General features: G+C 70.0%; 22 protein-coding genes. 10 read left to right on the top strand and 12 right to left on the bottom strand.

Annotation, left to right across the window (positions count from 1 at the left end):
- Positions 1–15: 15 nt before the first annotated feature.
- Positions 16–2,736, bottom strand: coding sequence for a protein kinase (locus ACE3SG_RS16550; RefSeq protein WP_374566783.1), 2,721 nt, complete (start codon positions 2,734–2,736; stop codon positions 16–18).
- A gap of 10 nt (positions 2,737–2,746) precedes the next feature.
- Positions 2,747–3,301, bottom strand: coding sequence for an ECF-type sigma factor (locus tag ACE3SG_RS16545; protein WP_374566781.1), 555 nt, complete (start codon positions 3,299–3,301; stop codon positions 2,747–2,749).
- 142 nt (positions 3,302–3,443) lie between these two features.
- On the opposite strand from ACE3SG_RS16545, the gene ACE3SG_RS16540 reads away from it, so the two are divergent.
- Entirely contained in the window at positions 3,444–4,040 is a 597-nt protein-coding gene (locus ACE3SG_RS16540) for a hypothetical protein (RefSeq protein ID WP_374566779.1), read from the top strand.
- 118 nt (positions 4,041–4,158) lie between these two features.
- On the opposite strand, the gene ACE3SG_RS16535 is transcribed toward ACE3SG_RS16540, so the two are convergent.
- Positions 4,159–5,454, bottom strand: a complete 1,296-nt coding sequence (locus tag ACE3SG_RS16535) for a winged helix-turn-helix domain-containing protein (protein ID WP_374566778.1) — start codon at positions 5,452–5,454, stop codon at positions 4,159–4,161.
- Positions 5,455–5,544: 90 nt separating this feature from the next.
- Between ACE3SG_RS16535 and ACE3SG_RS16530 the strand changes: the two genes are divergently transcribed.
- The 3 genes from ACE3SG_RS16530 (at position 5,545) to ACE3SG_RS16520 (ending at position 11,397) form a co-directional block, all read left to right on the top strand.
- Entirely contained in the window at positions 5,545–6,159 is a 615-nt protein-coding gene (locus ACE3SG_RS16530) for a hypothetical protein (protein ID WP_374566776.1), read from the top strand.
- 133 nt (positions 6,160–6,292) lie between these two features.
- Entirely contained in the window at positions 6,293–10,003 is a 3,711-nt protein-coding gene (locus tag ACE3SG_RS16525) for a DUF2339 domain-containing protein (RefSeq protein WP_374566774.1), read from the top strand.
- Positions 10,000–11,397, top strand: coding sequence for a DUF3999 family protein (locus ACE3SG_RS16520; protein WP_374566772.1), 1,398 nt, complete (start codon positions 10,000–10,002; stop codon positions 11,395–11,397). Before ACE3SG_RS16525 ends, ACE3SG_RS16520 begins: the two co-directional genes overlap by 4 nt.
- Before the next feature lie 19 nt (positions 11,398–11,416).
- Here ACE3SG_RS16520 and ACE3SG_RS16515 read toward each other — a convergent pair whose 3' ends face one another.
- Entirely contained in the window at positions 11,417–12,454 is a 1,038-nt protein-coding gene (locus ACE3SG_RS16515) for an asparaginase (RefSeq protein WP_374566770.1), read from the bottom strand.
- Between the two features lie 31 nt (positions 12,455–12,485).
- A complete protein-coding gene (locus ACE3SG_RS16510; protein ID WP_374566768.1) occupies positions 12,486–12,887 on the bottom strand; it encodes a hypothetical protein in 402 nt (133 codons plus the stop codon).
- A 60-nt stretch (positions 12,888–12,947) separates the two neighbouring features.
- Here ACE3SG_RS16510 and ACE3SG_RS16505 point away from each other — a divergent pair, with 60 nt between their 5' ends.
- The gene (locus ACE3SG_RS16505; protein WP_374566766.1) at positions 12,948–13,838 is read left to right on the top strand and encodes an EamA family transporter; all 891 of its coding nucleotides are present in this window, start codon (positions 12,948–12,950) and stop codon (positions 13,836–13,838) included.
- Positions 13,839–13,842: 4 nt separating this feature from the next.
- Here ACE3SG_RS16505 and ACE3SG_RS16500 read toward each other — a convergent pair whose 3' ends face one another.
- Positions 13,843–14,190, bottom strand: a complete 348-nt coding sequence (locus ACE3SG_RS16500) for a DUF1304 domain-containing protein (RefSeq protein WP_374566764.1) — start codon at positions 14,188–14,190, stop codon at positions 13,843–13,845.
- 147 nt (positions 14,191–14,337) lie between these two features.
- Here ACE3SG_RS16500 and ACE3SG_RS16495 point away from each other — a divergent pair, with 147 nt between their 5' ends.
- Both ACE3SG_RS16495 and ACE3SG_RS16490 read left to right on the top strand, forming a co-directional pair.
- On the top strand, positions 14,338–15,555 hold the full coding sequence (locus ACE3SG_RS16495; RefSeq protein WP_374566762.1) for a 6-phosphofructokinase: 1,218 nt from the start codon (positions 14,338–14,340) through the stop codon (positions 15,553–15,555).
- 61 nt (positions 15,556–15,616) lie between these two features.
- Positions 15,617–16,510, top strand: coding sequence for an SPFH domain-containing protein (locus ACE3SG_RS16490; protein ID WP_374566760.1), 894 nt, complete (start codon positions 15,617–15,619; stop codon positions 16,508–16,510).
- Positions 16,511–16,525: 15 nt separating this feature from the next.
- Here ACE3SG_RS16490 and ACE3SG_RS16485 read toward each other — a convergent pair whose 3' ends face one another.
- Positions 16,526–16,771: a hypothetical protein gene (locus ACE3SG_RS16485; protein WP_374566758.1), complete on the bottom strand. Its 246-nt coding sequence runs from the start codon at positions 16,769–16,771 to the stop codon at positions 16,526–16,528.
- 76 nt (positions 16,772–16,847) lie between these two features.
- Positions 16,848–17,060: a cold-shock protein gene (locus ACE3SG_RS16480; RefSeq protein ID WP_374567031.1), complete on the bottom strand. Its 213-nt coding sequence runs from the start codon at positions 17,058–17,060 to the stop codon at positions 16,848–16,850.
- Between the two features lie 239 nt (positions 17,061–17,299).
- Here ACE3SG_RS16480 and ACE3SG_RS16475 point away from each other — a divergent pair, with 239 nt between their 5' ends.
- Positions 17,300–17,917 (top strand): hypothetical protein, encoded by a 618-nt coding sequence (locus ACE3SG_RS16475; RefSeq protein ID WP_374566756.1) that lies wholly within the window; start codon positions 17,300–17,302, stop codon positions 17,915–17,917.
- A gap of 22 nt (positions 17,918–17,939) precedes the next feature.
- Here the strand turns inward: ACE3SG_RS16475 and ACE3SG_RS16470 are convergent, their stop codons facing one another.
- Positions 17,940–18,380, bottom strand: a complete 441-nt coding sequence (locus ACE3SG_RS16470; protein ID WP_374566755.1) for a nuclear transport factor 2 family protein — start codon at positions 18,378–18,380, stop codon at positions 17,940–17,942.
- A 22-nt stretch (positions 18,381–18,402) separates the two neighbouring features.
- A complete protein-coding gene (locus ACE3SG_RS16465; protein WP_374566753.1) occupies positions 18,403–20,424 on the bottom strand; it encodes an FAD-dependent oxidoreductase in 2,022 nt (673 codons plus the stop codon).
- A gap of 117 nt (positions 20,425–20,541) precedes the next feature.
- Between ACE3SG_RS16465 and ACE3SG_RS16460 the strand changes: the two genes are divergently transcribed.
- Positions 20,542–21,087 carry a PadR family transcriptional regulator gene (locus tag ACE3SG_RS16460; protein WP_374566751.1) on the top strand — a complete coding sequence of 182 codons (546 nt, stop codon included), beginning with the start codon at positions 20,542–20,544 and terminating at the stop codon, positions 21,085–21,087.
- An 18-nt stretch (positions 21,088–21,105) separates the two neighbouring features.
- Here ACE3SG_RS16460 and ACE3SG_RS16455 read toward each other — a convergent pair whose 3' ends face one another.
- Positions 21,106–22,143, bottom strand: coding sequence for a hypothetical protein (locus ACE3SG_RS16455; protein WP_374566749.1), 1,038 nt, complete (start codon positions 22,141–22,143; stop codon positions 21,106–21,108).
- Positions 22,144–22,284: 141 nt separating this feature from the next.
- Here ACE3SG_RS16455 and ACE3SG_RS16450 point away from each other — a divergent pair, with 141 nt between their 5' ends.
- Complete coding sequence (locus tag ACE3SG_RS16450; protein ID WP_374566747.1) at positions 22,285–23,535, top strand: amidohydrolase family protein; 1,251 nt, start codon at positions 22,285–22,287, stop codon at positions 23,533–23,535.
- Positions 23,536–23,539: 4 nt separating this feature from the next.
- Here ACE3SG_RS16450 and ACE3SG_RS16445 read toward each other — a convergent pair whose 3' ends face one another.
- On the bottom strand, positions 23,540–24,559 hold the full coding sequence (locus tag ACE3SG_RS16445; RefSeq protein WP_374566745.1) for a right-handed parallel beta-helix repeat-containing protein: 1,020 nt from the start codon (positions 24,557–24,559) through the stop codon (positions 23,540–23,542).
- Positions 24,560–24,975 lie beyond the last annotated feature (416 nt).

Here is a 24,975-nt window from a genome sequence, read left to right as displayed (position 1 = left end):
GGTCTCCTGAAGTAGTCAAAAAGCGCCGCCCACGGCCCCCCGGTCGTGCTCGAGCGCTCGGATCAGTTCGGTGAATTCGGGGGGCCTGAATTCGGTTTGTTGAAGGCGCCGCGCCGCCGAGCGCGCTGCCTCGCGGTGGCCCAGTCGCCATTCGGCCACCGCCGCGCTCAATCGCAGCGGCGGCGGGGCTTGGTCGGCGCCGGGTCGCAACCAATCCACGAGCGCGGTCCAGGTGTGCCGCGCCTCGTCCATGCGCTGGCTGCGCATCTGCAGGTTCGCCAGCGCCAGTGTCAGAGTCGCTCGCACTTCGGCCAGCTCGCCTGTGGTCTGGTGGCTGCCGCCGGCAGCGCGCCCCGCTTCGTCAAGCCAGGCCTGTGCCAGCGTCGCAACCCTTCGCGCGTCAGCCGTCTTTGCAAGTCGCGCCTGGAGGGCGAGCGCAGAGCCCTTCAGCCGCCAATGGGAGGTGGATTCCGCCGCCTTGGTGCCGAGCGGCGGACGGGCGAGGCCCGCCGAGGCTTCGGTGAGCAAGGCCGCGGCGCGCCCTGCCGATCCCCCATCCAGCATCGACTCCGCCAGCGCCAGCTGCGCGGTGCAGACCAGGTCGCGCCACTGCATGTTGTCCGGATCGAGCGCGGCCAACGCCTGGGCGTCCTGCAATGCCACGGTCCGTGCCTGTGCGGCGCTTGCCAGATTGCCCAGCATGCGATGGAGGTATCCGATCCAGGTGTTGGCTGCGGCGCGCTGCTCCTGAACCGTCCTGTCACGCGCCGCGTCGGGCACACGCGCCAGCACGGCCAGCTTGTCCTGCTGGGCCTGCAGGGCTGCCTTGTAGGCACCCAGTTGCTGGTGGGCCACCGCCTGCCAGCCAATGGTCTGCGCCATCTCCAGGCGCAGGTCGGGGTGGGTTGCGTCCAGCGCTTCGAAGGCCGCGCGGGCGGTGGCCAGTTCGCGCAGGGCGTCGTCGATGCGCCCCGCCTCCAGGCTCATCACGCCCACCGATTCGCTGGCGAAGGCCAGCTCGGTGCGCCACTCGGGCTTTTGCGGGTCGAGCGCGACGAGGCGGCGGGCGAGGGCCAGGTACTGACCCATCCAGCGTTCGGCCTCGGCGCCGTGCCCGAGCTGGCGCTCGATGTTGCCGACCCAGAACACGCTTTGTGAATGGTCGAACACACGCTGCGCATCGTTCGGGTTCTGCTCCAGCAACTGCGCGGTCGTGCGGGCCGCTTCCTCGAACGCGGTGCGTGCGTCTTCGGGGTGGCCGCGCATGTCACGCACCTCGCCGATCAGGTGCAGCGCGCGGGCCCGGCGGCCCAGGCTGTCGGCGTCCTGCAGCGCGGCCTGCTCTGGCGTGTCGTAGTAGGCCAGCACCTCGTTGCCGACGCCGTCGAGCGCGTCCAGCCGGCCCACCGGCTGCAGCCGTTTGCGCAGGTCCCCGAGCATGAATTCGACCAGGCTCTCGGCGCGCAGGCGCTGCTGCTGGGTCTTGCGCGCCTGCCAGGTGGCCGACACCGCGGCGAAGGCCAGCGCCCCGGCCACCAGCCCGGTCGCCAGCACGCCCAGGCGGTGGCGAAGCGTGAACTTCCACGCGACATAGGGCCAGGTCTCGGGCCGCGCCTTCACCGGCTCGTCGTTGAGCCAGCGTTGCAGGTCGGCGGCGAACTCGGCCGCGTTGGCGTAGCGCTCGGCCGGGTTCTTGCGCAGCGCCTTGGCCACGATGGTGTCGAGGTCGCCCCGCAGTTCGCGCGCACGGCGGCGGGCCTGGGCCGGCGAGGCGCTGGTGGCCCGGGCGCGCACGGCGTCGGACAGGCGGCGCGGCGCGGCCTCGGCCACCGCGCGCATGGCTTCGAGCGGGGACGAGGTGGCGGTGCCGGCCACGGTGGGGTGGCCGCCGCCCAGCAAGCCGAACAACAGCACGCCCAGCGCGTAGACATCGGTGGCCGTGCTCACGCCGTGGCCCAGCACCTGCTCGGGCGCGGCATACGCGGGCGTGAAGACCTGGGTGGCGGCCTGCGTGAGATCGGCGTGAACGATGCCGCTGCTGCCCAGCTCCTCTGGCCCCAGGAGCTTGGCGATGCCGAAGTCGAGCAGCTTGACCTCGCCCGCCTGGGTGACCAGGATGTTGCCGGGCTTGATGTCGCGGTGCAGGATCAGCCGGGTGTGCGCGTGGGCCACCGCGGCCAGCACGTCGGCGAACAGCTTCAGGCGGTCGCGCAGGCCCAGGTCGTGGGCGTCGCACCAGCGGTCGATCGGCTCGCCGTCGACATACTCGAGCAACAGGTAGGGCTGGTTCCGCCCGTCGACGCCGGCGTCGATCAGGCGCGCGATGTTCGGGTGCGACAGCCGCGCGAGGATGCGCCCTTCGCGCGCGAAGCGGTCGATGCCCACCGGCGTCATCAACGCCAGGTTGACGAACTTGATCGCCACCTGGGCATCGAAGCGGCCATCGGCCCGGCGGGCCAGCCACACCGCGCCCATTCCGCCCTGGCCCAGCAGGCGCTCGAGCCGCCAGGCGCCGATCGTCTGGCCTTCGAAACCGGCGGTGGGCAAGGGCGTGGCGGGGCGCTCCATGAACCCGGCGTCGACCTCGTCCAGCCCTTCAAGCAGCTTCGCCATGCCGGCGACGACGGTGGGCTGGTTGTCGCGCAGCTGCGCCAGCCGCTCGGCACGCGCGCTGGTCGAGAGGTCGAGCAGCTCGTCCAGCAACGGGCTCATCTGGTGCCAGTCGGGTTGATTCATGGCGCCGCTCTCAGCTTTTCAAGGCCGCCAGCAGGATCAGCCGGGCCTTGCGCCAGTCGCGTTGCACGGTGCGTTCGGTCACGTCCAGCGCCTCGGCGATCTCGGCCTCGGTCAGGCCGCCGAAATAGCGCATCTCGACCACGCTGACCAGCCGCTGGTCGACCTGCGCCAGCTCCTGCAGCGCTTCGTGGATGCGCAGCACCTCGTCGGCGTCGCAGGCGATGTCGTGGCCGGCCTCGGTGGACAGGGTAAGCCGCACTTGCCCGGCGCCGCGCTTTTGCGCCATGCGGCTGCGGGCCACGTTGATGGCCGTGGCGCGCATCACGCGCGAGGCGAAGCCGAGGAAGTACTTGCGGTCGGGAAAGTCCAGCCCGTCGTGCGCCTGCAGCTTGAGCCATGCCTCGTGCACCAGGCCATTGGTGTCGAGCAGGGTCAGGTTGCCCAGGCGGCGAAGGTGGCTGCGCGCGAGCCGCCGCAGATCCCCGTAGACCAGCGGCGCCAGGCGATCGAACGCTTGATTTTCGCCGCCGGCAGCGGCACGCAGCAGTGACGTGATCTCCGTCAACCGGTGCCTCCCAAACTTGTTGAGCTCACTGTAGCAGCGGGTCATCGCCGCTGCGCCCTAAATGTCGGGTTAGACGGGTGCTTTGCGATCTGGTCATGGATCGAGCTCGCAATTGGCGCGCTCTCCCAACCGGAACCGTCAGATGACCATCCTTGAATGCTGCGAACCGCCCGCCACCAACATGGCCGTGGCGCGCCTGTGCCTGGGTGCAACGACCCTGCTGCCCACCGTCGAGGCCCCGGAGCTGCTGATCTGCCAGACGCCGGACCGGCGCTGGCTGGTGTCCGACCGGCAAGGCATCCGGCCCCTCGAAGAAGGGCACGAGGTGCTGTTGCAGGGGCGCCGATGGCGGCTGCGCCATGCCATTGCGCCGGCACTGACGCTGCGTTTCGGCGTCAGCCAGGACGAAGAGCATGTGCGGCTGGAGATTCTGGGTGGCGAGCGCCGCCAGGATCTCGGCGAGCGCATCCACCATGGCAGCCTGCTGCTGCTGGCGCGTCAGCGGCGCGCCGACCTGCAGGCCGGCCACGCGCCGGCCGAGTGCGGCTGGCGCGATGTCACCAGCCTCGAACGGATGCTGGGCATCGATGCGCTGTCGCTGAACATTCATTTGTTCCGTGCTCGCCGCCAGATCGCCGCGGCGCTGGCCACCTGGGGCGTGTCACTCGACCCGGTCGAGCGCCGGCGGGGGCAGGTGCGCTTTGGCGACGTGCCGGTCGAGATCGAGCGTGCGGGCTAGATCTGTCGTGGGACTGCCTTGGCCTCGAAGGCTACGCCGAGCTGCGAATGAGTTCGATGGTCGAAAGTCATGCGCCCGGTGGTCCCGGGCGCGTCGCCGAGCGGCCTGACCGTGCGGGTCATGGCGTTGGGGTGGCGCCTGGGCCGAACACGCCGTTCATCAGCGCACGCCCGACCGGATGGTTGGGCAGCCAGCCTGCGTGCGCCGGGTCGCGCAGCACCATGGCCAGCATGCCGCAGCGTTCGTCGTAGGCGCGCTGCAGCAAGGCAGCAGCGCGGTCGACCTCACCGATCGCAGCCAGCGGCGCGGCGTAGAGGGTGGCTTCGCCGGTCGTCGTGCGTGAGCAGATCAGCGTGGCGTCGATGACGTCCAGCGCGGCCTCGCGGCGGCCGATCTGGGCCAGCACGAACGACAGCACCGTCCAGACGAAGGGCGGCGTGTCCGGCCCTTCGCTCAAGCGCCAGGCCGGCCCCTCGATGTCGGGCGACGGCGCCACCATCGCGCGGATCGCCAGCTCGAAAGCCACCAGCAGCAGCTGCCCCGGGTGCTCGGTGACGGCCGCGCGGGCTTCGGCCAGGGCCTCGGCGCCGCGGCCGGCCTGCACCAGCGCGCGCGACAGCGTCATGCGCAGCAGCGGCGTGTGCGGCGACAGGCGCAGGGCGGTGCGCAGCTGGTCTACCGCCGGCGCGGCCTGGCCGGTGAACAGCAGGTGGCGGGCGTGGACCAGCAGCGTGTCGGGGTCGCTCGCGCCCTGGCGCAGGGCGTCGGCGTGGGCTTGTGCGGCTTCGTCGAAACGCCAGGCCATGTCGAGCAGCGTGCCGCGCGCGCCGGCCAGGCCGGGGGTCGACGGGTCGGTTCGTTTGGCCTCGTCGAGCACGCGCAGGCCTTCGTCGATCGACGGGCCGGTCGGCAGCTGGCCCCAGCCGACCGCGCCGGCCAGCGCTTCGGCCAGCGCCACGCTGGCCGGCGTGTAGCCCGGCTCGCGCTCGATCAGCGCGCGCAGCAGCTCGATCGCGCGGCCGACCGCGGCCGGCGTGCGCTGCGCGGCCAACTGGCGCGCGTGCAGGTAGGCGTCGACCGTGGCGGGCCGGGCATGCGTTGCGCCGGCCAGCCGCGTGGGCGCCGCGGGCGGCGCTTCGCCGTCCAGCCGGTAGCCGGTGCCGTAGACCGACTCGATCGACAGGCCGTGGCTGGCCAGCGTGCGGCGCAGCCGGCTGATGCTGCGCGCCAGGCTCTCGTCCGACATCGCCTGGCCGGCCCAGGCGGCCACGGCGAAGTCTTCCTTGCTGACCACCGCCGGGCGGCGCTGCAGCAGCAGCGCCAGCACGGCGCGTTCTTTCGGGGCCAGGTCGAGCGGGCGGCCATCGGCGACCGGGAAACCGGCGTCGTCCAGCGTCAGCACGGCAGGGGGCATGGGGCGGCAGGCAACGGGTTGGTCAGGATTCGGTCAAGCTTGCCACAGCCGGCCGACCTAGCATCGTGGCCTTCCCCACAGGAGCAACCCATGAATCTTCGCACCCCTCTGCTGGCCGCCGTGCTGGTCAGCGCTGGCTGGCTGGCCGCCGGCACCGCCCACGCCGCCGACACCAGCGGCTGGACCAAGACCGTGCCGATCGTCGACACCCCGGGCCCTGGCGGCATCTTCGGCACCAACGGCTTCGATGTGTTCGCCGAGCAGTCGGTGGCGGCGCGCTTGACCGTGCCGGCCGACGGCGACATGCGCCTGGCCCGCATCGGCCTCTGGTTGATGAACAACAGCGAGACCGTGCAGAAGAAGGTGCGCGTGTCGCTGCAGACCGATGCGGTGGACGAGGGCGGCACCGACACGATGCCCAGCGGCGTCGAGCTGGAGCATTGGTTCGCGCCGGTGCAGACCTTGGGCTGGAACCCGGTCGAGCAGTTCTTCGTCACCCGCAAGGGCCCGCACCTGAAGGCCGGCCGCTCGTACTGGGTGGTGGCTTCGGCGACGTCGCCGATGTTCGTGGACCCGGTGTGGACCTTTGCCAAGACCGGCAACATGGTCACGACGACCACGTCCAACGGCGCCTGGCAGGCCGCCGGCAACGGCGGGGCGCTGACGCTGCGGGTGGACGCGCACCCTGTCAAGGCCGCCGACTGAGTTTTTGCCAAGTGGCCCGCGGCGATACCGATCGCCGCGTGGCGCAAGACCCCGAGGGCAAACCTGCCTGGGGGCCGACGATGCGGCCCGGATAATCCCGCCACCCCGACAGAGGGAGACCGAGGGTGGTGCAATGAAATGGATTCTGGGCCTGGTCGGCGCCGTGCTCGGCATGCTGACGGGCAGCTTCTCGGCCGCCCTGGCCGGCGCGCTGCTGGGTGTGGGGGTGGCTGTGCTGATTCAACGCAACGCACAGCCTGCACAAAAAGAGCCCGCCGAGATCCGGGCCTACGTGCCGCTGGACGTGCGCGTGGCGACGCTGGAGCAGCAGGTCAAGGCGCTGCAAGCCGAACTTGCGCAGCTGAAGTCGCCACTGGCCGATGCGGCGCCGGGCGAGGCCGTGGCGCCCGCGGCGCCCCAGCCCGCGGCGGCACCGGCGATCGTTTCGATGCCGGTGGTGGTGCCGCGGCCACCCGCGCCGGCGCCCGCCGCGCTGGCCCGCGGTGCCGACGCGGTTGCGCGCAGCCCGCTGCCGGTTGCGGCACCGGCGCCGGTGCCCGAATCGACACCGCCCGCACCGCAGCCGGTGCCCGACACCGTGGCCGCGGAGCAATCGGTGGCCGAACCGGTGGTGCCTTCGCCGCCGGCCCCGCCGCCCCCTCCACCCGCGCCCGCGGTGCCGCTGAAAGACCGCCTGCCGCCGTTCCTGCGCGACTGGATCTTCGGTGGCAACACGATCGTCAAGGTCGGCGTGCTGGTGCTGTTTCTCGGCCTGGCCTTCTTGCTGCGCTACGCGGCCGAGCGGGTGACGGTGCCGGTGGAGCTGCGCTACGCCGGCGTCGCGCTGCTGGGCATCGGCCTGCTGGCGCTGGGCTGGCGGCTGCGTGAGCGGCGCGATGCCTCGGGTGGCACCGGCTACGGGCTGATCCTGCAAGGGGCCGGCATCGGCGTGCTCTACCTCACCACGCTGGCCTCGCTGAAGCTCAATGCGCTGATTGCGCCCGAGCCGGCGTTCGCCTTCCTGTTCGCGGTGTCGGTGCTGAGCGCTGTGCTGGCGGTGGTGCAGAACGCGCCGTGGCTGGCCTACGTGGCGGTGGCCGAGGGCTTCGCGGCGCCGGTGCTGGTGTCCAGCGGCGGCGGCCACCACCATGTGCTGTTCAGCTACATGGCGCTGCTCGACATCGGCGTGTTCCTGATCGCCTGGTTCAGGGCCTGGCGCCCGCTCAACCTGGTGGCGTTCGTCGGCACCTTCACCCTCGCCGGTGCCTGGGCGAATGGCCACTACACCGAGGCGCTGTACGCCGGTGTGCAGGGCTACCTGCTGCTGTTCTTCGTGTTGTTCACGGCGATCGGCGTGCTGTTCGCGCGCCGTGCGCTGGCGCTGGGCACGCCGCCCGATGCGGCCGACCCGCTGGCCCAACGCGCCGCGCAAACACTGGCCCAGGTCGGGCGCGTCGACAGCGCCCTGGTCTTCGGCGTGCCGCTGGTGGCCTTCGGCCTGCAGTACCTGCTGGTGCAGGACTGGGAATTCGGCCCCGCCTGGGCGGCGCTGGGCTACGCGATGTTCTACCTGCTGCTGGGCGGCGTGACGATGCGCCGCGGTGGCCCGCGCTACGCGCTGCTCGGCGAAGCCTATGTGATCGTCAGCGTGATCTTCGGCACCCTGGCGATCCCGCTCGCGCTCGAAGGCGAGTGGACCGGCGCCACCTGGGCGATCGAAGCCGCCGGCATGTTCTGGCTCGGCACCCGCCAGCACCGCACCTATGCGCGGGCCTTCGCGCTGCTGGTGCTGGCCGGCGCGGCGGTGCGCACCTTCAGCGCGTTAGGCATCGACGAGTCGGTGGGCACGCCGCTGCTGACCGGCTCCATCCTCGGCGTGGCGCTGCTCGCTATCGGGGCGTTGGCGATGCACGCCGTGGGCCTGCGCTCGCAACAGGGCGACGTGGCGGCGGCGCCATGGGAGACCATCGGCCAGGCCGGCCAGCTGGCGATCGGCCTGGCCGCGCTGACGGCCATCGCCTGGATGCTGCTGGCGCCGGCCTGGGCCTGCGTTGCCACCTCGGGCCTGGCGCTGGGCGCGGCGCTGCTGCCTGCGCGCTGGCGCAGCCCGGCGCTGCCGTGGTCGGTGGCGTCGTTGCAGGCGTTGGCACTGAGCGGTTTCATCGCGACGCTGCAGGTGCTGCATGGCGAGGCGATGCTGGGCAGCGGCTGGTCTGGCCTGGTGGCCGCGGTGTTGATCGCCGCCAGCCTGATGGCCTGCGCGGTGCTGGCGCTGCCGGCGGGCCTGCGCCAGCGCCTGGCGGCGCCCGACGAAGCGGCCGAGCCGCCCGTCTGGCCGCTGGGGGCCACGCTGGGCCTGCTGGCCGGCGTGGCGGCGCTCGGCGGCAGCCTGCTGTTCGTGTTGCCTGCCGACCAGGCGGCGCGGCTGTGGCCGGCGCTGGGGTTGGCGGCGCTGTGGGCCGGCCTGCGCATGCGCCATGGGCCGATGGTGGTGGCCGGTTGGGTTTGGCAGGTGGTGGCCGGCGTGGCATGCGTGGCCTATGGCGTGCCGCTGTGGTCACCCGAGACGATCGGCCTGACGCTGTGGACGCCGCTGGTGCTGACGCTGGCCGCGTTGATCTCGGGCGACATGGTCCGCCACGTTGCGCAGCGCGAAACCACCGCCATGTGGCTGCGCCTGCCAGCACTGCAATGGGGCCTGGTGGTCTGGGCGCTGCTGTGGTGGGCGCAGGTGCTGCCGCCCGAAATCTGGCGCGGCCTGCAGCGAAACCTGGCCGATTGGCCGGGCTGGTGGACGACGGCGCTCGGCGCCTGGGTGCTGCTCAGCTCGGTGCTGTTGACGGTGGTGGCGCGCTGGCGCGATTGGCGCGTGCTGGGCCAGAGCACCTGGGCCACGGTGCCCGCGTGGGCCTGGCTGGCGTGGCTCGCCGTGGCGGTGGGGGGCGATGCGCCGCATGCCCATGGTGGCTGGCTGCTGTGGCCGGCGGCGCTGGTCTGGCACGGGTGGCTGCTGCGCACCCAGCCGCGCTGGGCGCCAACCAAGGCGCTGGTGCCGATGCACCTGCTGGGCTTCTGGCTCTTCGTGGCGCTGGCGGCGCGCGAGGGCCAGGGCTTGCTGGCGCTGGTCGGCGAGCCCGGCTCGGCCTGGTCGGCGCTGGGCTGGGTGTTGGTGCCGGCGGCGGTGCTGGCGCTGGTCACGCGGCCGGCGTTGCAGCAGCGCTGGCCCTTGCGCAGCCTGCGCGACGTCTACCTGCTGTTCGCCTGCGCGCCGGTGGCGGCCTACCTGCTGTTGTGGGTCTGGCTCAGCAACACGCTGGCCGGCGACGCGGCGCCGCTGCCCTATGTGCCGCTGCTGAACCCGCTGGAGCTCGGCCACGGGCTGGTGCTGCTGGCACTGTTGCTGTGGTTCCGCGCGTTGCCGGACACGGCCCAGCGCTGGCTGCCGCGGCCCTTGCTGCTGGCCAGCCTGGGCGCGACGGCCTTCGTGCTCTACACCGGCATGCTGTTGCGCGCCTGCCACCACCTGGCCGGCGTGCCGTGGGACGCGAGCGAGCTGTTCGCCTCCACGCTGGCGCAGGCCACGCTGTCGGTCGCCTGGGCCATCCTCGGTGTCGGCCTGATGGTGCTGGGCCACAAGAAGGTGCGACGGGTGGTTTGGGTGGTTGGCGCCGGCCTGCTGGCGGTGGTCGTGGCCAAGCTGTTCTTCATCGAGCTGGCCGACCATGGCGGGCTGTACCGCATCGTGTCGTTCATCGTCGTCGGCCTGTTGCTGCTGCTGGTGGGCTACTTCGCACCGGTGCCGCCGCGGCGCGGCGACGAAGCGGGCGACGAGGTGGCGGCATGAAGCGCATGACAGTCGTCTTGATGGCGCTGGCCTCCACGGCTTCCGCCGTCGGCGCCGGCGAGCTGCCGCTGCAGCTGAAGGGTGACGGGGCCTACCACCTGCTGCGCATCCCGCTCGATGTGCGGGCGCAGGCCACGGCCGACGACCTGGGCGACCTGCGGGTGTTGAACGCGGCCGGCGAGGCGGTGCCTTACGCCTGGGTCGATGCCGAGCCCGGCGTCTCGGCCACGCCCAGCCGGCAGTCGGTGCCACTGTTCAAGGCGCCCGCGCCGCCCCCGGCCGCGGCCTCGACCGCCGAACCCGCGCAGCAAGGGGGCTGGATCGTCGACCTGCGCGCGGTCAAGGGCCTGCCGCAAGAGCTGCAGCTCGAGGTCGCCCCGGGCACCAACGGCATCTTCCCGTTCGTGCTCGAAGCCAGCGCCGACCTGCAGCGCTGGCACACGGTGCTGCCCCAGGCGCAACTGGTTGCCTTGCAGCACCAGGGGCTGCGGCTGGAGCACAGCAGCTTCGAGCTGGCCCGCACCGATGGCGCCGGGCGCGGCGGCTACCTGCGCCTGCGGCCGCTGCCGGGCAGCCCGCCGGCGCCGCTGACCGGCGCGCATGTCGCAAGCCTGGCGCACCGCGCCGAGCTGCCCGACTGGCAGTGGAGCGACACGCTCGCGCCCTCGGCATGCCAGCCCGAGTACTGCGACTACGTGCTGCCGCGCCACCTGCCGCTGCAACGTGTCGAGTTCACCCTGGCCGAGCCGAACACGCTGGCGCGGGTGCAACTGCTGGCCGAGCCCGACGACGAGCCCGACCCGGTGAACCCGCGCGTGCGCCACCACCACCCGGTGCGTGAACACCTGAGGGCGCTGCGGCACAAGAACCCGCCGGTCCCGCCGCGGCAGGGCGACACCTTCTGGCCGCTGAGCAGCGGCACGGTGTATGCGCTGAACCTGCAAGGCAGCGAGTTGCGCTCGACCGTGCTCAGCCTGCCCGGCGGCCTGTACCGCAAACTGCGCGTGCAGCCGACCGGCGGCATGGCCCAGCTGGGCAGCCAGCCGCCCAGCCTGCGCGTGGCCGGCCGCGCGGCGAGCCTGGTCTTCCTGGCGCGCGGCGCCGGCCCCTACCGCCTGGCGTGGGACCAGACCTCGCCGCCGGTGGTGTTGCCGCTCGCGCAGCTGATGCCGGGCCGACAGCCCGACGATCCGCTGCCGGACGCCACGGCGATCGTCGCACCGCCGGCCGTGCCGGTGCTGGCACCGGTGGTGTCGAGCGCGACCAGTGCCGCCGCGCCCGCGTCGGTGCCCAGCCGCAAGCTGTGGCTCTGGGCCGCCTTGGCCGCCGCCTTGGGCATGATGGGCTTCATGGCGTGGTCGCTGTTGCGGCCCGCCACCCGACAAGAAGGTTAGGCGCGAGCGGGCGGCGGTTCTACACCAGCGCCTTCAACCCTTCCGCCGGTGCAATGCGACCCACCTCGATGCCGTTCCAGTTCTTCAGCGGCACGCGTACCAGGTCACCCAACACGGCGGCGTCGGCGTCGTCACGCTGGGCCAGTGCTTCGATCACGCTGGCCATCACCACCTCGGCGGCGCGGGCGGTGTTGCCGTCGTCGAGCTTGATCGCGACGCCCAGGCCGCGGGTCGGCAGCGCGGCGCAGTAGACGCCCTCGGCGCCGACCTTGCAGAACACGCGTTCACCGAAGTGCTGCATCACCTTGGTGTCGAAGCGGCCACTGCCGGCGACCATGAACGGCGCCCGCGCGACCGCCTGGCGCAGGCGCCTGGCGGCGGTGGCGTGGTCGGCCGACAGGCCCTGGCCGGTGGCCAGCCGGGCGAAGCCACGCGCCAGCTGGCGCAGCGGGATGCCGAAGGTCGGGATCGAGCAGCCGTCGGTGCCGGTGGGGGCGTGGGCCAGGTCGCAGCCGGTGGCCGATTGCAGCGCGGCGCTGATCTCGCGCATCACCGGGTGTTCAGGCTGGACATAGCCGCGCACGAACTCGGCCGGCTCGCGGCCGGCCTGCAGCGCCATCAGGCAACCGACGCAGACGAAGCCCGCATGTTTGCCCGAGCAGTTGTTGTGCAACGCGCTCGGGCCGTGGCGCTGGCGGGCCAGCGCGCGGCTGCTGGCCTCGTGGTAGGGCCAGTGGGTGCCGCATTCGAGTGCGCCCACGTCGAGCCCGGCCCGGGCCAGCACCGCGGCGGCGGTGGCCGCGTGTGCCGGCTCGCCGTTGTGCGAGGCGCAGGCCAGCGCCAGTGCGTCGTCGTCGAGCCCGAAGCGCTCGGCCGCACCACTGGCCACCAACGGCAATGCCTGCAGCGCCTTGACCGCCGAGCGCGGGAAGATCGGGCGGTCGATGTCACCGAGCGCGGTGTGCACCGCGCCGTCGGCGTCGACGATCGCCAGCGCACCGCGGTGGAACGACTCGACCGTGCTGCCGCGCAGCACCTGCACCAGCACCGGGTTCATGCGGCACCCCGGGGCTGGCGGCGGCGAGCGCTCAAACGCCGGTGCGCGCCTTGGGCGCGGCCTTCAGCGCGTGTTTCGGCGCGTGCTTCGCTGCGTGCGCGTGCTTGACGGCCTTGTGTGCCTTCGTGTGCGCCGCCTTGGCCTTCTTCAGGTGCTTGGCCTGCTTGGTGCTCGCATGCCCCGCCTTGGCCGTGGTCTTGGCATGGGCCTTCTTGACGTGGGCCTGGGTCGGGCTGGCTGCCGAGGGCGCAGCCGGCGCGGCCAACGCGGGCGCAGCCGGCAACGCCGGGGCAGGGGCGGCCGGCAGCGCCGGCGCCGAGGGCAGGGCCGGCGGCACCGGGGCCGCGGCGACGGTGAAGCTCAGCCCCAGCAGCGAGGCGGCGAACAGTGCCGACAGCGGGGCGCGGCGGCGGGTGGGGGCGGGTCGGGTCATGCGGCGGCTCTCCATGGAGTTTGCCGGCCATTTTGCGCCCGCCGGGCACAATCGCCGCACATGTCATGGTTTGCTCTGGCCTTGGTGCTGGTGGCCGCGTTGTTGCACGCGGCATGGAACGTGGCCGCCAAGAAGGCCGGCGGCAATCACCACTTCGTCTTGATGGGCGCGCTGCTCATCGTCGTGATCTGGGCCCCGCTGGGGCTGTGGGTCGCCTGGGACGCGGTGCCGCGCTGGGGCCTGCGCGAATGGCTGCTGATCGTCGCCAGCGGCATCACCCACCTGGTCTATTTCAACGTGCTGCTCAAGGGCTACCGCGAGTCCGACCTGACGGTGGTCTACCCGGTGGCGCGCGGCACCGGCCCGCTGCTGAGTTCGGTCGGCGCGATGCTGTTGCTGTCGGAATGGCCCAGCGCTGTCGGGCTGGCAGGGCTGGCCGGCATCGTCGGCGGCATCTGGTTGATCGCGGGTGGGCCCGCGCTGTGGCACAAGGCGCACGAGGCACACGACCCGGCGCAGCGCGCGCGGGTGCGTGCGGGCCTGGGCTGGGGGGCGCTCACCGGCGTGCTGATCGCCGGCTACACCCTGATCGATGGTTATGCGGTCAAGGTGATGCTGATCTCGCCGATCCTGGTCGACTACTTCGGCAACCTCGCGCGCATCCCGTTCATGCTGCCGTCGTACTGGAAGGACCGTGCGGGCTTTCGTGCCGCGTGGCGCTCGCAATGGCCCTACGCGCTGGTGATGGCGACCATCAGCCCGCTGGCCTATGTGCTGGTGCTGTATGCGGCGCAGCGGGCGCCGCTGTCGCATGTGGCGCCGGCGCGCGAGGTGTCGATGCTGTTCGCCGCGCTGATCGGCGGCCGCCTGCTCGGCGAGGCCGACCGCGGCTGGCGCCTGGCGGGCGCCGCCTTGATGGCCGCCGGCGTCATCGCTCTAGCGATGGGTTGACATCTCAGACGCCCAGGTAGATGGCGCCCAGCGCCAGCAGCGCCGGCATGGCCTGGATGAAGAAGATCTTGCGCGACACGCTGGCGGCGCCGTAGACGCCGGCGACCACCACGCAGGCCAGGAAGAAGACCTGCACCTGCATGCCGCCGCCGCACAGGCCCCAGATCAGGCCGGCTGACAGAAAGCCGTTGTACAGGCCCTGGTTGGCGGCCAGCACCTTGCTGGCGGTGGCGAACTCCTGGGTGTTCTGGAAAGTCTTCAGCCCGAACGGCTTGTCCCAGAGAAACATCTCCAGCACCAGGAAATAGGCGTGGAGCAGGGCGACCAGCGCCACCAGCACGGCTGCAATCATTCAGGGTTCTCCTCTATCCAGGCAAGCCAAAAGGGCGGGCTGCATCATGCCGCACAAGGCCGTTGAAGGGTGTCCCGCCTGGGACGTCTTTCTGAGACGGTGCACTCGCATGCACAATCACCCGCAACCGGTTGAAGGAGGCAGTGCATGTCGGACAGCAGCAAGGTTCTCGTCGCCCAAGGTGGCGGCCCCACCGCGGTGATCAACCAGTCGCTCGTCGGCGTGGTGCTCGAGGCCCGGCGCTTTGCCGGCATCTCGCGCGTCTACGGCGCCCGCCACGGTGTGCGCGGCATCGTCAACGAAGACCTCGACGACCTGACCCAGGAAACGGTCGCCAACCTCGAGCTGGTGGCCGCCACGCCGGCGGCCGCACTGGGCTCCACGCGCGACAAGCCCGACCTCAAGTACTGCCAGGAGATCTTCAAGGTCTTGAAGGCGCACGAGATCGGCCACTTCTTCTACATCGGCGGCAACGACTCGTCGGACACCGTGCGCATCGTCAGCGAGCAGGCCCAGGCCGCGGGCTACCCGCTTCGCTGCATGCACATCCCGAAGACGATCGACAACGACCTGGTCGGCAACGACCACACGCCGGGCTACCCGTCGGCCGCGCGTTTCGTGGCCCAGGCGTTTGCCGGTGCCAACCTCGACAACGCGGCGCTGCCGGGTGTCTATGTCGGCGTGGTGATGGGGCGGCATGCGGGCTTCCTGACGGCGGCGGCCGCGATGGCCAAGAAGTATCCCGACGACGGCCCGCACCTGGTCTACCTGCCCGAACGGGTGTTCGAGCTGCCGAAGTTCCTGGCCGACGTGAAGGCCGTGCACGACCGCTACGGCCGCTGCGTGATCGCGGTGTCCGAAGGCATCCACGACGCGAGCGGCAAGTCGATCGCCGAGCAACTGGTGAAGAACGTCGAGCGCGACGCGCACGGCAACGTGCAGCTGTCGGGCACCGGTGCGCTGGCCGACCTGCTGTGCGACGAGATCAAGAACCAGCTGAAGATCAAGCGCGTGCGGGGCGACACCTTCGGCTACCTGCAGCGATCGTTCCTCGGCTGCGTGTCGGATGTCGACCAGCGCGAGGCGCGCGAGGTTGGCGAGAAGGCGGTGCAGTTCGCGCTGTGGGGCGACCGCGATGGCTCGGTCGCGATCAAGCGCAGCGGCCAGTACGCGGTGTCGTACGAGCTGATGGCCTTGTCCGACGTGGCCGGCAAGACCCGCACGATGGAAGACGCCTTCATCGCCGACAGCGGCACCGACGTGACCGACGCCTTCCGCCTCTACCTGTGCCCGCTGCTGGGCGGTGGCCTGCCAGACGCGCACCGGCTGCGCCGCCACCCGGTGGCCAAGCGGCTGGGTGGCTGACAGCACATCGACCGACAAGAAATCATCAACAACGGCGGGCACCGCCGGACCGGAGGGAAAAATGGAATTCACCAATGCAGACCGGCGCGTGCGCTGGTTGGGCCGGGTGCTGATGGCGATCGGCGCCGTGGTCGCGCTCGTGGTCATCTGGCCGTTCTATGCGGTGCCCACCGGCAGCCGCGGCGTGGTGACGCAGTTCGGCCGCATCGTCGGCATCGAAGACGAGGGCCTGGCGGTGCTGCCGCCCTGGCGCAAGCTGCACAACTTCAGCATCCGTGCCGAGAAGGCCGACATCGAGAACGCCGAAGGCAGCACCAGCGACACGCAGCCGGTGAAGGTGAGCATGACGGTGCGCTACAGCATCGCCACCGACCGCGTGGCCGAGGTGTTCGAGAAATACTCGCACGACGGTGACCTGGCCTCGTACGTGCAAACGGCGACGCAGGAAATCTTCAAGGCGGTCACCGCCAAGTACACCGCGCCGGACCTGATCTCGCAGCGCGCCAAGGTCTCGTCGGACATCAACGCTGCGCTGCGCGAAAAGCTGTCGATCTACGGCGCGCAGGTGATCAACATCGACATGCGCAACTTCTCGTTCTCCGACTCGTACATGCACGCGATCAACGACAAGGTGACGCAAGAGCAGTTGCGCCTGGCGGCCGAGAACAAGCTGCACACCGTCGAGGCCGAGCAGAAGCAGAAGGTGGCGATCGCCGAGGCCGAGGCTAATGCGCGCAAGGCCGAAGCCGACGGCGAGGCCTATGCCAACCTGACGATCGCCAAGGCCCAGGCCGAAGCGCTGCGGGTGCAGAACGCCGCGCTGGCGCAGAACAAGGACGTGCTCGAGCTGCGCCGCATCGAGGTCGAGAAGGTCAAGGCCGACAAATGGAACGGCCAGCTGCCGAGCGCGATCTACGCCGGTGCGCCGATCCCGTTCCTCAACGTGTCCAAGTAGCGCGTGGCCGTGGGTTCACGCGGCGATGACACTCGACATGCGTGAGACATCGCGCTCGAACGCGGTCACCGTGAAGTCGGAGATGGGGGTGTGCAGCAGCACGGTGCGGGCCACTTCGGCATGCACCTCATACGCACGCATCAGCTCGTCTCGCGACTGGGCGGGCAACTGGCGCACCAGCGCGGTGAGCAGCGCGTCGATGGCCACCAGGCTGCCCTTCAGGTCGCAGATCATCTCGGTGGCTTCCTGCAGGTTCTTCATGGCGGGCTCCAATGAAAAAACCGCGGACGAGGCCGCGGTTTTGCTGGCTGGCTCGCGTGCGAGCCAGGCGTGTCAATCAGACGACTGCACGAATGTTCGAAGCCTGCAGGCCCTTCTGGCCCTGGGTCACTTCGAATTCGACGCGCTGGCTTTCGGCCAGGGTCTTGAACCCGCTGCCCTTGATTTCGCTGAAGTGGGCAAACAGATCCTTGCCGCCGCTGTCGGGCGCAATGAACCCAAAACCCTTGCCTTCGTTGAACCACTTCACGGTGCCAGTTTCCATTGTCATATCGATTCCTTTCAAGTGATGCGCAGCACATGCCAGCGCATGCAGAGACGCCAAGAAATACACCTGAGGGATTTCGACAGACCGGCCAGAGCGACCGACAAGAAGAAGAGACCTACGAGAGTCGGTCCTGAGCATGCCTACCCGTCGAATGTACTTGGTTATGGGTCGGCGTGCCGGACATCTCGAAAACAAACTTGGGCGAGCCCAGCCCACACGATCACCCCCAACTCACCACCACCATGCACCTGAACACTCGATCACGCCGTGACCCGCGTTGGCACCTGCTGGCCGCCCTGGCCCCGCTGGCCCTGGCGGCCTGCGCCAATGCGCCCGCGCAATCGTCGGCCCGCACCCCGCCGGCGTCGGCCGAGGCCGGTGCGCCCGAGCGCAAGCCGGGCGAGTTCGAGAGCTCGGTCGGCAACGCGGTGACCTCGCCCTTGTCCGACCTGAACCTCGTGCATGCGTCGATCCCGACTGCGTTGAAGAGCGCGCAGAAGTCGCCGTATGCCGTGCCGGTCGACGGCAGCTGCGACACGCTGGCGGCCGAGGTGCGCGCGCTCGACGAGGTGCTGGGCAGCGACCTGGACACGCCCGCGACGCCGGGCAACCCGAGCCTGGTGGAGCGCGGCAGCAAGGAGGTCGGCAATGCCGCCGCTGGCGCGCTGAAGAGCGCCGCCGAAGGCCTGGTGCCGTTTCGCGGTTGGGTGCGCAAGCTGAGCGGTGCCGAGCGCTACTCGAAAGAGGTCGCCGCGGCGATCGCTGCCGGCACCGTGCGCCGCGCCTACCTCAAGGGCCTGGGCGAGGCGCGCCATTGCGCCGCGCCCGCCGCGCCGGCACACGCCGAGCCGGGCACCTGAGCGGCGTGTGCAGGCCGGGTGATCAGGCCTTGTGCTTGAAGCCCGGCAGCACCTGGCCGAGCCGGGCGCCCATCTCGGCGCCGAGCGCCTGCAGCGCGTTCAGCGGGCGGATCATCACCTCGAACTCGACGATGCGGCCTTGCTCGTCGAAGCGGATCATGTCGATGCCCTTGAGCTGCTTGCCGTCGACGACCGCGCTGAACTCCAGCACCACGTTGAGCCCGTCGCCGCTGGCGAACTGGCGGTGGTAGGTGAAGTCCTGAAAGATCGTGATCACCGTGCGCAGCGCGAGCAGCAGTGCCGGTGCCGGGCTGTAGGGGTTGAAAGCCATCGGCGAGCGGAAGACCGCCTCGGGGTGGACGATCGCCTCCAGTGCGTCGAGGTCCTTGTGCGCGACCAGCGTGTGCCACTTGTCGAGTGACTGGGCCACGGCGGGGTGAAGGTGGGCGGGGGCTGGCATCATCGGTTGCTCCTGACCTAACAACTCAAAGGGCCGCAGCGAGCTTCGTGCCCTGCGCGATCGCGCGCTTGGCATCGAGCTCGGCCGCTTCGTGCGCACCGCCGATCAGGTGCACCTTGTGCCCGGCGGCCTGCAGCTGGTCGTGCAGCTCGCGCAGCGGCTCTTGCCCGGCGCAGATCACCACGTTGTCCACCGGCAGCGTTTGCTCGGTGCCATCGATGGTGACATGCAGGCCGGCGTCATCGATGCGCTGGTAGCTGACCGACGAGGTCATGCCGACGCCGCGCGCCTTCAGGGCCGTGCGGTGGATCCAGCCGGTGGTCTTGCCCAACTGGTCGCCAACCTTGGATTTCTTGCGCTGCAGCAGGTGCACCTTGCGCGGCGGCTGCTCGAGCTGCGGCTTGCGCAGGCCGCCGGCGGTGGCATAGCGGGTGTCCACGCCCCACTCGGCAAAGAACTTCGCCGGGTTCTGGCTGGCGCTGTCGCCGCTGTGCGTCAGGTACTCGGCCACGTCGAAGCCAATGCCGCCGGCGCCGACGATCGCCACGTTCTTGCCCACGGGGCGGCCGTCGCGCAGCACGTCGAGGTAGCTCACGGCCTTGGGGTGTTCCACGCCGTCGATCGGCGGGCGGCGCGGCACGATGCCGGTGGCGATGACGATCTCGTCGAAGCCTTCTTGCGCCAAGGCCTCGGCGGTGGCGCGGGTGTTGAGCCGCAGCTCGATGCCGTTCAGCTCGATCTGGCGTTTGAAGTAGCGCAGCGTTTCGTAGAACTCTTCCTTGCCCGGGATGCGCTTGGCGATGTTGAACTGGCCACCGATCTCGGCGCCGGCCTCGATCAGCGTCACCGCGTGGCCTCGCTCGGCGGCGGTCACTGCGCAGCTCAGGCCTGCCGGCCCGGCGCCGACCACGGCCACGCGCTTGCGCGCTTCGGCCGGCTTGATGACGAGCTCGGTCTCATGGCAGGCGCGCGGGTTGACCAGGCACGAGGTGATCTTGCCGGCGAAGGTGTGGTCCAGGCAGGCCTGGTTGCAGCCGATGCAGGTGTTGATCTCGTCGGCGCGGCCCTCGCGTGCCTTGCGCACGAACTGCGAGTCGGCCAGGAACGGGCGCGCCATCGAGACCATGTCGCAGGCGCCGTCGGCCAGCAGCTGTTCGGCGATCTCGGGCGTGTTGATGCGGTTGGTGGCCACCAGCGGGATGCCGACCTGGCCCATCAGCTTCTGCGTGACCCAGCCGAACGCGCCGCGCGGCACCTTGGTGGCGATGGTCGGGATGCGCGCTTCGTGCCAGCCGATGCCGGTGTTGATGATCGTGGCACCGGCGCGCTCGATGCCTTGCGCGAGCTGGATCACCTCGTCGAGCGTCGAGCCGCCTTCGACCAGGTCGAGCATCGACAGCCGGTAGATCAGGATGAAGTTGGGGCCGACGCGCTCGCGCACGCGGCGCACGATCTCGAGCGGAAAGCGCATGCGGTTCTCGTACGAGCCCCCCCATTCGTCGTCGCGGTGGTTGGTGCGCGCGGCGATGAACTCGTTGATCAGGTAGCCCTCGGAGCCCATGATCTCGACGCCGTCGTAGCCGGCGTGCTGGGCCAGGGCCGCGCAGTTGACGAAGTCGTCGATCGTCTGTTCGACCTCGTCGCCGCTCAGTGCGTGCGGCACGAAGGGGTTGATCGGCGCCTGCAGCGCGCTTGGCGCCACCAGCTTCGGGTCGTACGAGTAGCGCCCGAAGTGCAGGATCTGCATCGCGATCTTGCCGCCCTCGGCATGCACCGCCTGGGTGATCGGCAGGTGGCGCTTGGCCTCGTCTTCGTTGGTCAGCATCGCGCCGCCATGCATCGGGCGGCCCCGCTCGTTCGGCGCGATGCCGCCGGTGACGATCAGCCCGACCTCGCCGCGCGCCCGCTCGGCGTAGAAGGCGGCCATGCGCTGGAAGCCGTTGGGCGCCTCTTCGAGCCCGACGTGCATCGAGCCCATCAGCACGCGGTTCTTCAGCGTGGTGAAGCCGAGGTCGAGCGGGCGAAGGAGGTGGGGATAGTGGTTCATGAGGACGTTCCCGATGTCAGTGCAACCAGTTGCATAAACGTTGTCCCGACTATGCAACCAGTTGCAGAAACGGCATGATCGGGAAAACCCTGAACGATGGCGCTGTAACCTCGACCCATGTCTCTTCCGCACGCATTGCTCACCGCACTGGCCGAGCGCACCGGCTCTGGCTCTGAGCTGGCGGCGCGCTTCGACAAGTCGATCGGCTACTTCTGGCAGGCGACGCACCAGCAGATCTACCGCGAGCTCGCGCGGCTCGAAGAGGCGGGCTTCATCGAATCGCTGCCCGAGGAATCGACCCGTGGCCGCAAGCGCGCCTACCGCATCCTGCCGGCCGGCAAGCGCGAGTTGAAGCGTTGGATCGTGCAACAGCACGAGCCGGCGGGGATGCGCGACGAGCTGATGGTGCGCATCCGCGCCGAAGCCGCCGTCGGGCCGACCGGGCTGGACAAGCTGATCCGCCAGCGCCGGGCCTCGCATGAAGAGAAGCTGGCGCACTACCGCGACATCGAATCGCGTGACTTTCCCGCGGGCGTGCCGCAGGGCCGCGAGACGGCGCTGCAACACCACGTGCTCAAGGCCGGCATCCGCTTCGAGCTCAACTGGATCGAGTTCCTGAGCGAGGTTCTGGAAGTTCTGGAGCGCCCGTTGGTCAAAGGCTGATGTCGGTGCCGCGCGCTTTCACTGAATGAAGTGGTTGAAACGCAGGCCGATGCCGATCGAGTCTTGCTGTTGGGTGTAGTTCGACAGGGTGTTCAGCGGGCCGTGGTGCACCTGCACGTACAGCGGAACGGCCTCCTGCCACAGCGACACCTGCAGGCCCAGGTCCCAGGAGTCGGTCTTCAGCCCGCGGTCGCCCAGCGTCCAGCGGGTCTCCAGCGACACTGCGTCGTTCAAGGCATAGCGCAGCAGCATGCTGGCGCGCTGGTAGTCGGCCAGGCGGGGCTTGGTGCGGGCCAGCGGGCCCCAGGTGACGTTGGTGTCCTGGTGCAGGTAGTGGCGCAACTGCAGCCGGCCTGCGAAGCCGGTCCCGTCGTCCGACTGCCAGTCGGCAGCCAGTGACACGAAGTCCACCCCGCGGCTGATCTGGTCGAAGTAGGCCCGGTCGCGGGCCTGGTAGGCACGCTGCACGGCCTCGATCTCGCGCGGTGAGCTGATCTCGGTGGTCTGCCCGTTCGACAGGTGCTCGAGCCCGACGAAGGCATTGCTCGGCGCCATCACACCCAGGCCGAAGCGGCGGCGCCAGGGCATGCGCCACTGCAGCCCGGGGTTGCTCAGGCGGTTGATGACCGGGCTCGACGGACGGGTGCCCATGTAGAAGTCGAAGGCGCCGGTGTAGAAGAGGAACAGCTCGTTGGTGTCGTCGCACTCGCTGCGGTTCTTGCGGCTTTCAGTTTGGCTCGGCGGCTCGGGGCGGGGCCGGCACAGCAGCGAGTATTTGAACGAGTAGTGGCCGCGCCAAGCCGATTCATCACGCTCGGCCCAGCCGCGGTTGTCCATCTGCTGGTAGAGCATGTAGTTGTCTTCGTAGGGCTGGAAGTAGCGCACGCCGAACACCCGCGAACCGAGGTCGTCGCCGGAGGCGGCCGACGCCGCTGAGGCCGCTGGTGCCGGCGCGGTAGCCGGCACCGGGGGCTGTGCAGATTGAGCGGGTGCCGGCGGCGACGCCAGCGTGAAGACGGCCGCGGCGATGCCGCGAAAAGGCGTGAGGCTGGGCATGCTGGGGTCCCCCGAATCAGGCCGGCGATACAGTCGGCCCGGTGGACTGTGGCCCGGCTGCCCGCCCGCCGCATCCGCAAGTCGGAGGAGAGGCCTGCACCCCATTGCCGACGCTTCGCAACGACCTGGAGATCACGCCCGATGAACTCGCTGTTGTTCAAGAACGCCCGCGTCTTCGACGGCACGAATGCCGATTGCGCCGACGGGATGTGGCTGCGCGTCGCCGACGGGCTGATCAAGGAGCTGTCGGCCACGCCGCTCGTCGCACCGGACGACACGCCCGTCGTCGACTGCGCCGGCGGCACGCTGATGCCGGGCCTGATCGACTGCCATGTGCACGCCTTCGCCAGCGACGTGGCGGTGGCGAAGATCGATGCAATGGGCGATGCCTACCGCACGGCGCACGCGGTGCGCATGCTGGGCCACGCGCTGGACTGCGGCTTCACGACCGTGCGCGACATCGGCGGCGGCAACCACTCGCTGTGGCGTGCACTGGCCGACGGGCTGGTGCGCGGGCCGCGTTACCTGTACTCGGGCAAGATTCTATCGATGACCGGCGGCCACGGCGACATGCGGCCGATCGAGGAACGGCCGCGCTACGAATCGGTCTGCGGCTGCGCCGGCTCGCCACTGGCCAATACCTTCGCCGTGATCGCCGACGGTGTCGACGCCTGCATCAAGGCCGTGCGCGAGGAACTTCGCCAGGGCGCGCACTGCATCAAGATCATGGGCTCGGGTGGCGTCGCGTCGCCGACCGACCCGATCTGGATGAACCAGTACCGCGAGGACGAGATCCGCGCGATCGTCAACGAGTGCACCGAACGCCGCAGTTATGCCTCGGCCCATTGCCACCCGGCCAGCGCGGTGCGCCGGTGTGTCGACTTCGGCGTGCGCAGCATCGAGCACGGCACGCTGATCGACGACGACACCGCGCGTTTCGTGGCCGAGCGCGGCGCCTACATCGTGCCCACGATGGCCATCATCTTCGCGCTGGTCGAGCAGGGCCGCTCATTGGGCTTTCCGCCGCAGAGCCAGGCCAAGGTCGAGCAGGTGTTCGGCCAAGCCATCGCCGGGCTCGACGCGATGCGCCGCGCCGGCGTGAAGGTCTGCTACGGCACCGACCTGCTCGGCCGCACCTACACCGACCAATGCCGCGAGTTCACGCTGCGCAGCGAGGTCTTCTCGCCGGTCGAGATCTTGCGCCAGGCCACGTCGACCGCGGCCGAGATGCTGATGATGCAAGGCCAGATCGGCTGCATCGCGCCCGGCGCGCAGGCCGACCTGCTGCTGGTCGATGGGGATCCGCTGAAGGACATCGGCCTGCTGGCGGCGAACGGCCGCCACCTGCGGGCCATCGTGCGCGGTGGCGAGCTGGTGAAGCACGCCGCCTGAACCCTCAGCGCAACGGCAGCGACAGCACCTTCGGGCACACCGGCTGCGGGTTCGAGCAGCTGACCTGCGACACGTTGGCCACGCCCGAGCCGGCGTGGGTGACGCTGTTGTCGGTGCAGACCTTGTTGCCGGTGCCCGAGGTGGTGATGTAGAAGCCGTAGCCGCTTGACTGCAGGTCGACGGTGTTGGCCTGGAAGATGTTGTCCTTGCCGTAGCCGGTGTAGGCGACGTGGGTCTGGAAGCCGTCTTTCAGCACGCTCGTCTTGCCGGGGTTGCTGACCTTGTTGCCGTAGATGTGGTACCCGTTGCCCTTGGCGTCGATGAAGCTGTCGCCGTAGTTCTCGCCTGAGATGCCGGTCGCGTCGTAGGTGTTGCCGACGACGATGCCGCCGGTCGTGCCCTCTTTCAGGTCGATGCCTTCGGCCGTCACGCCGGGGCCGATGTGGTTGTTGGCGATGCAGTTGCGGTCGCTGGTGTCGGGCTTGCCGTCGGTGTAGACGGGCCAGTTGGACACCGCCGAGCCGGCGTAGACGCCTTCGCCGTAGCCGGGGGTGTCCAGGCCGGTGTTGCTGACGGTGCTGTTGCGCAGCACGTTGTCGCTGCTGAAGGTGCGAAAGTGGATGCCTTCGCCATCGACGTTCTTCACCGTCAGCTTGTCGAGCAGGTTGTTGTGTGCGTTGTCGAGCACGATGCCCTTGGACGCGCCGTTGACCGTGAAGCCGGTGAGCTTCCAGTAGTTGGCCTTCAGGCTGAAGCCGTAGCCGCTGTTGGTCAACACCGCATCGGCCGGGCCCCGCAGCGTGATCGGGTTGCCCTTGGCGCCGCTGCGCGTGGCCACGAAGCTGCCGCGGTAGGTGCCCGCCGCCAGCACGATCACGTCGCCGGGCGCGACCTTGCCCAGGGCCGATTGCAGGCCGGCGGCATCGTTGACCGAATATTTGGTCGCGTGCGCTGGCGCAGCGGCCAGCGCCACCATCGAGGCCACCACCAGGCCAGGCCAGCTCGGAACCATCGAAAGCGTCATGCTGAGTTCATCCGCAGTTGGGGTTGAAAGGGCGTCGCGGCATCTAGTGTCCTGTCCCGCAAATAGCTGTCATTGCGACGGGCCGCAATGGGGATGATCGGGAGGCGACGAGCCGGGCAGATACCTCGTGGTATCTGCCCGGCTTGGCGACGCTGCGAGCGCCCCATTTCGGCCCGCCCTTCGGGTTCGACCAGATGGCGCGCTCGCGCGCCCGGCCATCAGGGCAGATACGCTGGGTATCTGCCCAGCCGTCCGGCCGCACGATCATCCCCATCTGGTCGAATCTCAATGGCAGGTATTTGTGGGGCAGGACACTAACCACGACGAGAGCCGCGATCTTCAGCGGCGCTTGCGGCGCCGGGCAATCCGCCAAACTACCCGGATCCCCCCGCAGTTCTACCTGTCTTGGCAAGCAC

Source organism: Ideonella sp., assembly GCF_041914305.1.
Taxonomy (GTDB): domain Bacteria; phylum Pseudomonadota; class Gammaproteobacteria; order Burkholderiales; family Burkholderiaceae_C; genus Ideonella.
This window is presented reverse-complemented; position numbering and strand designations above follow the sequence as displayed.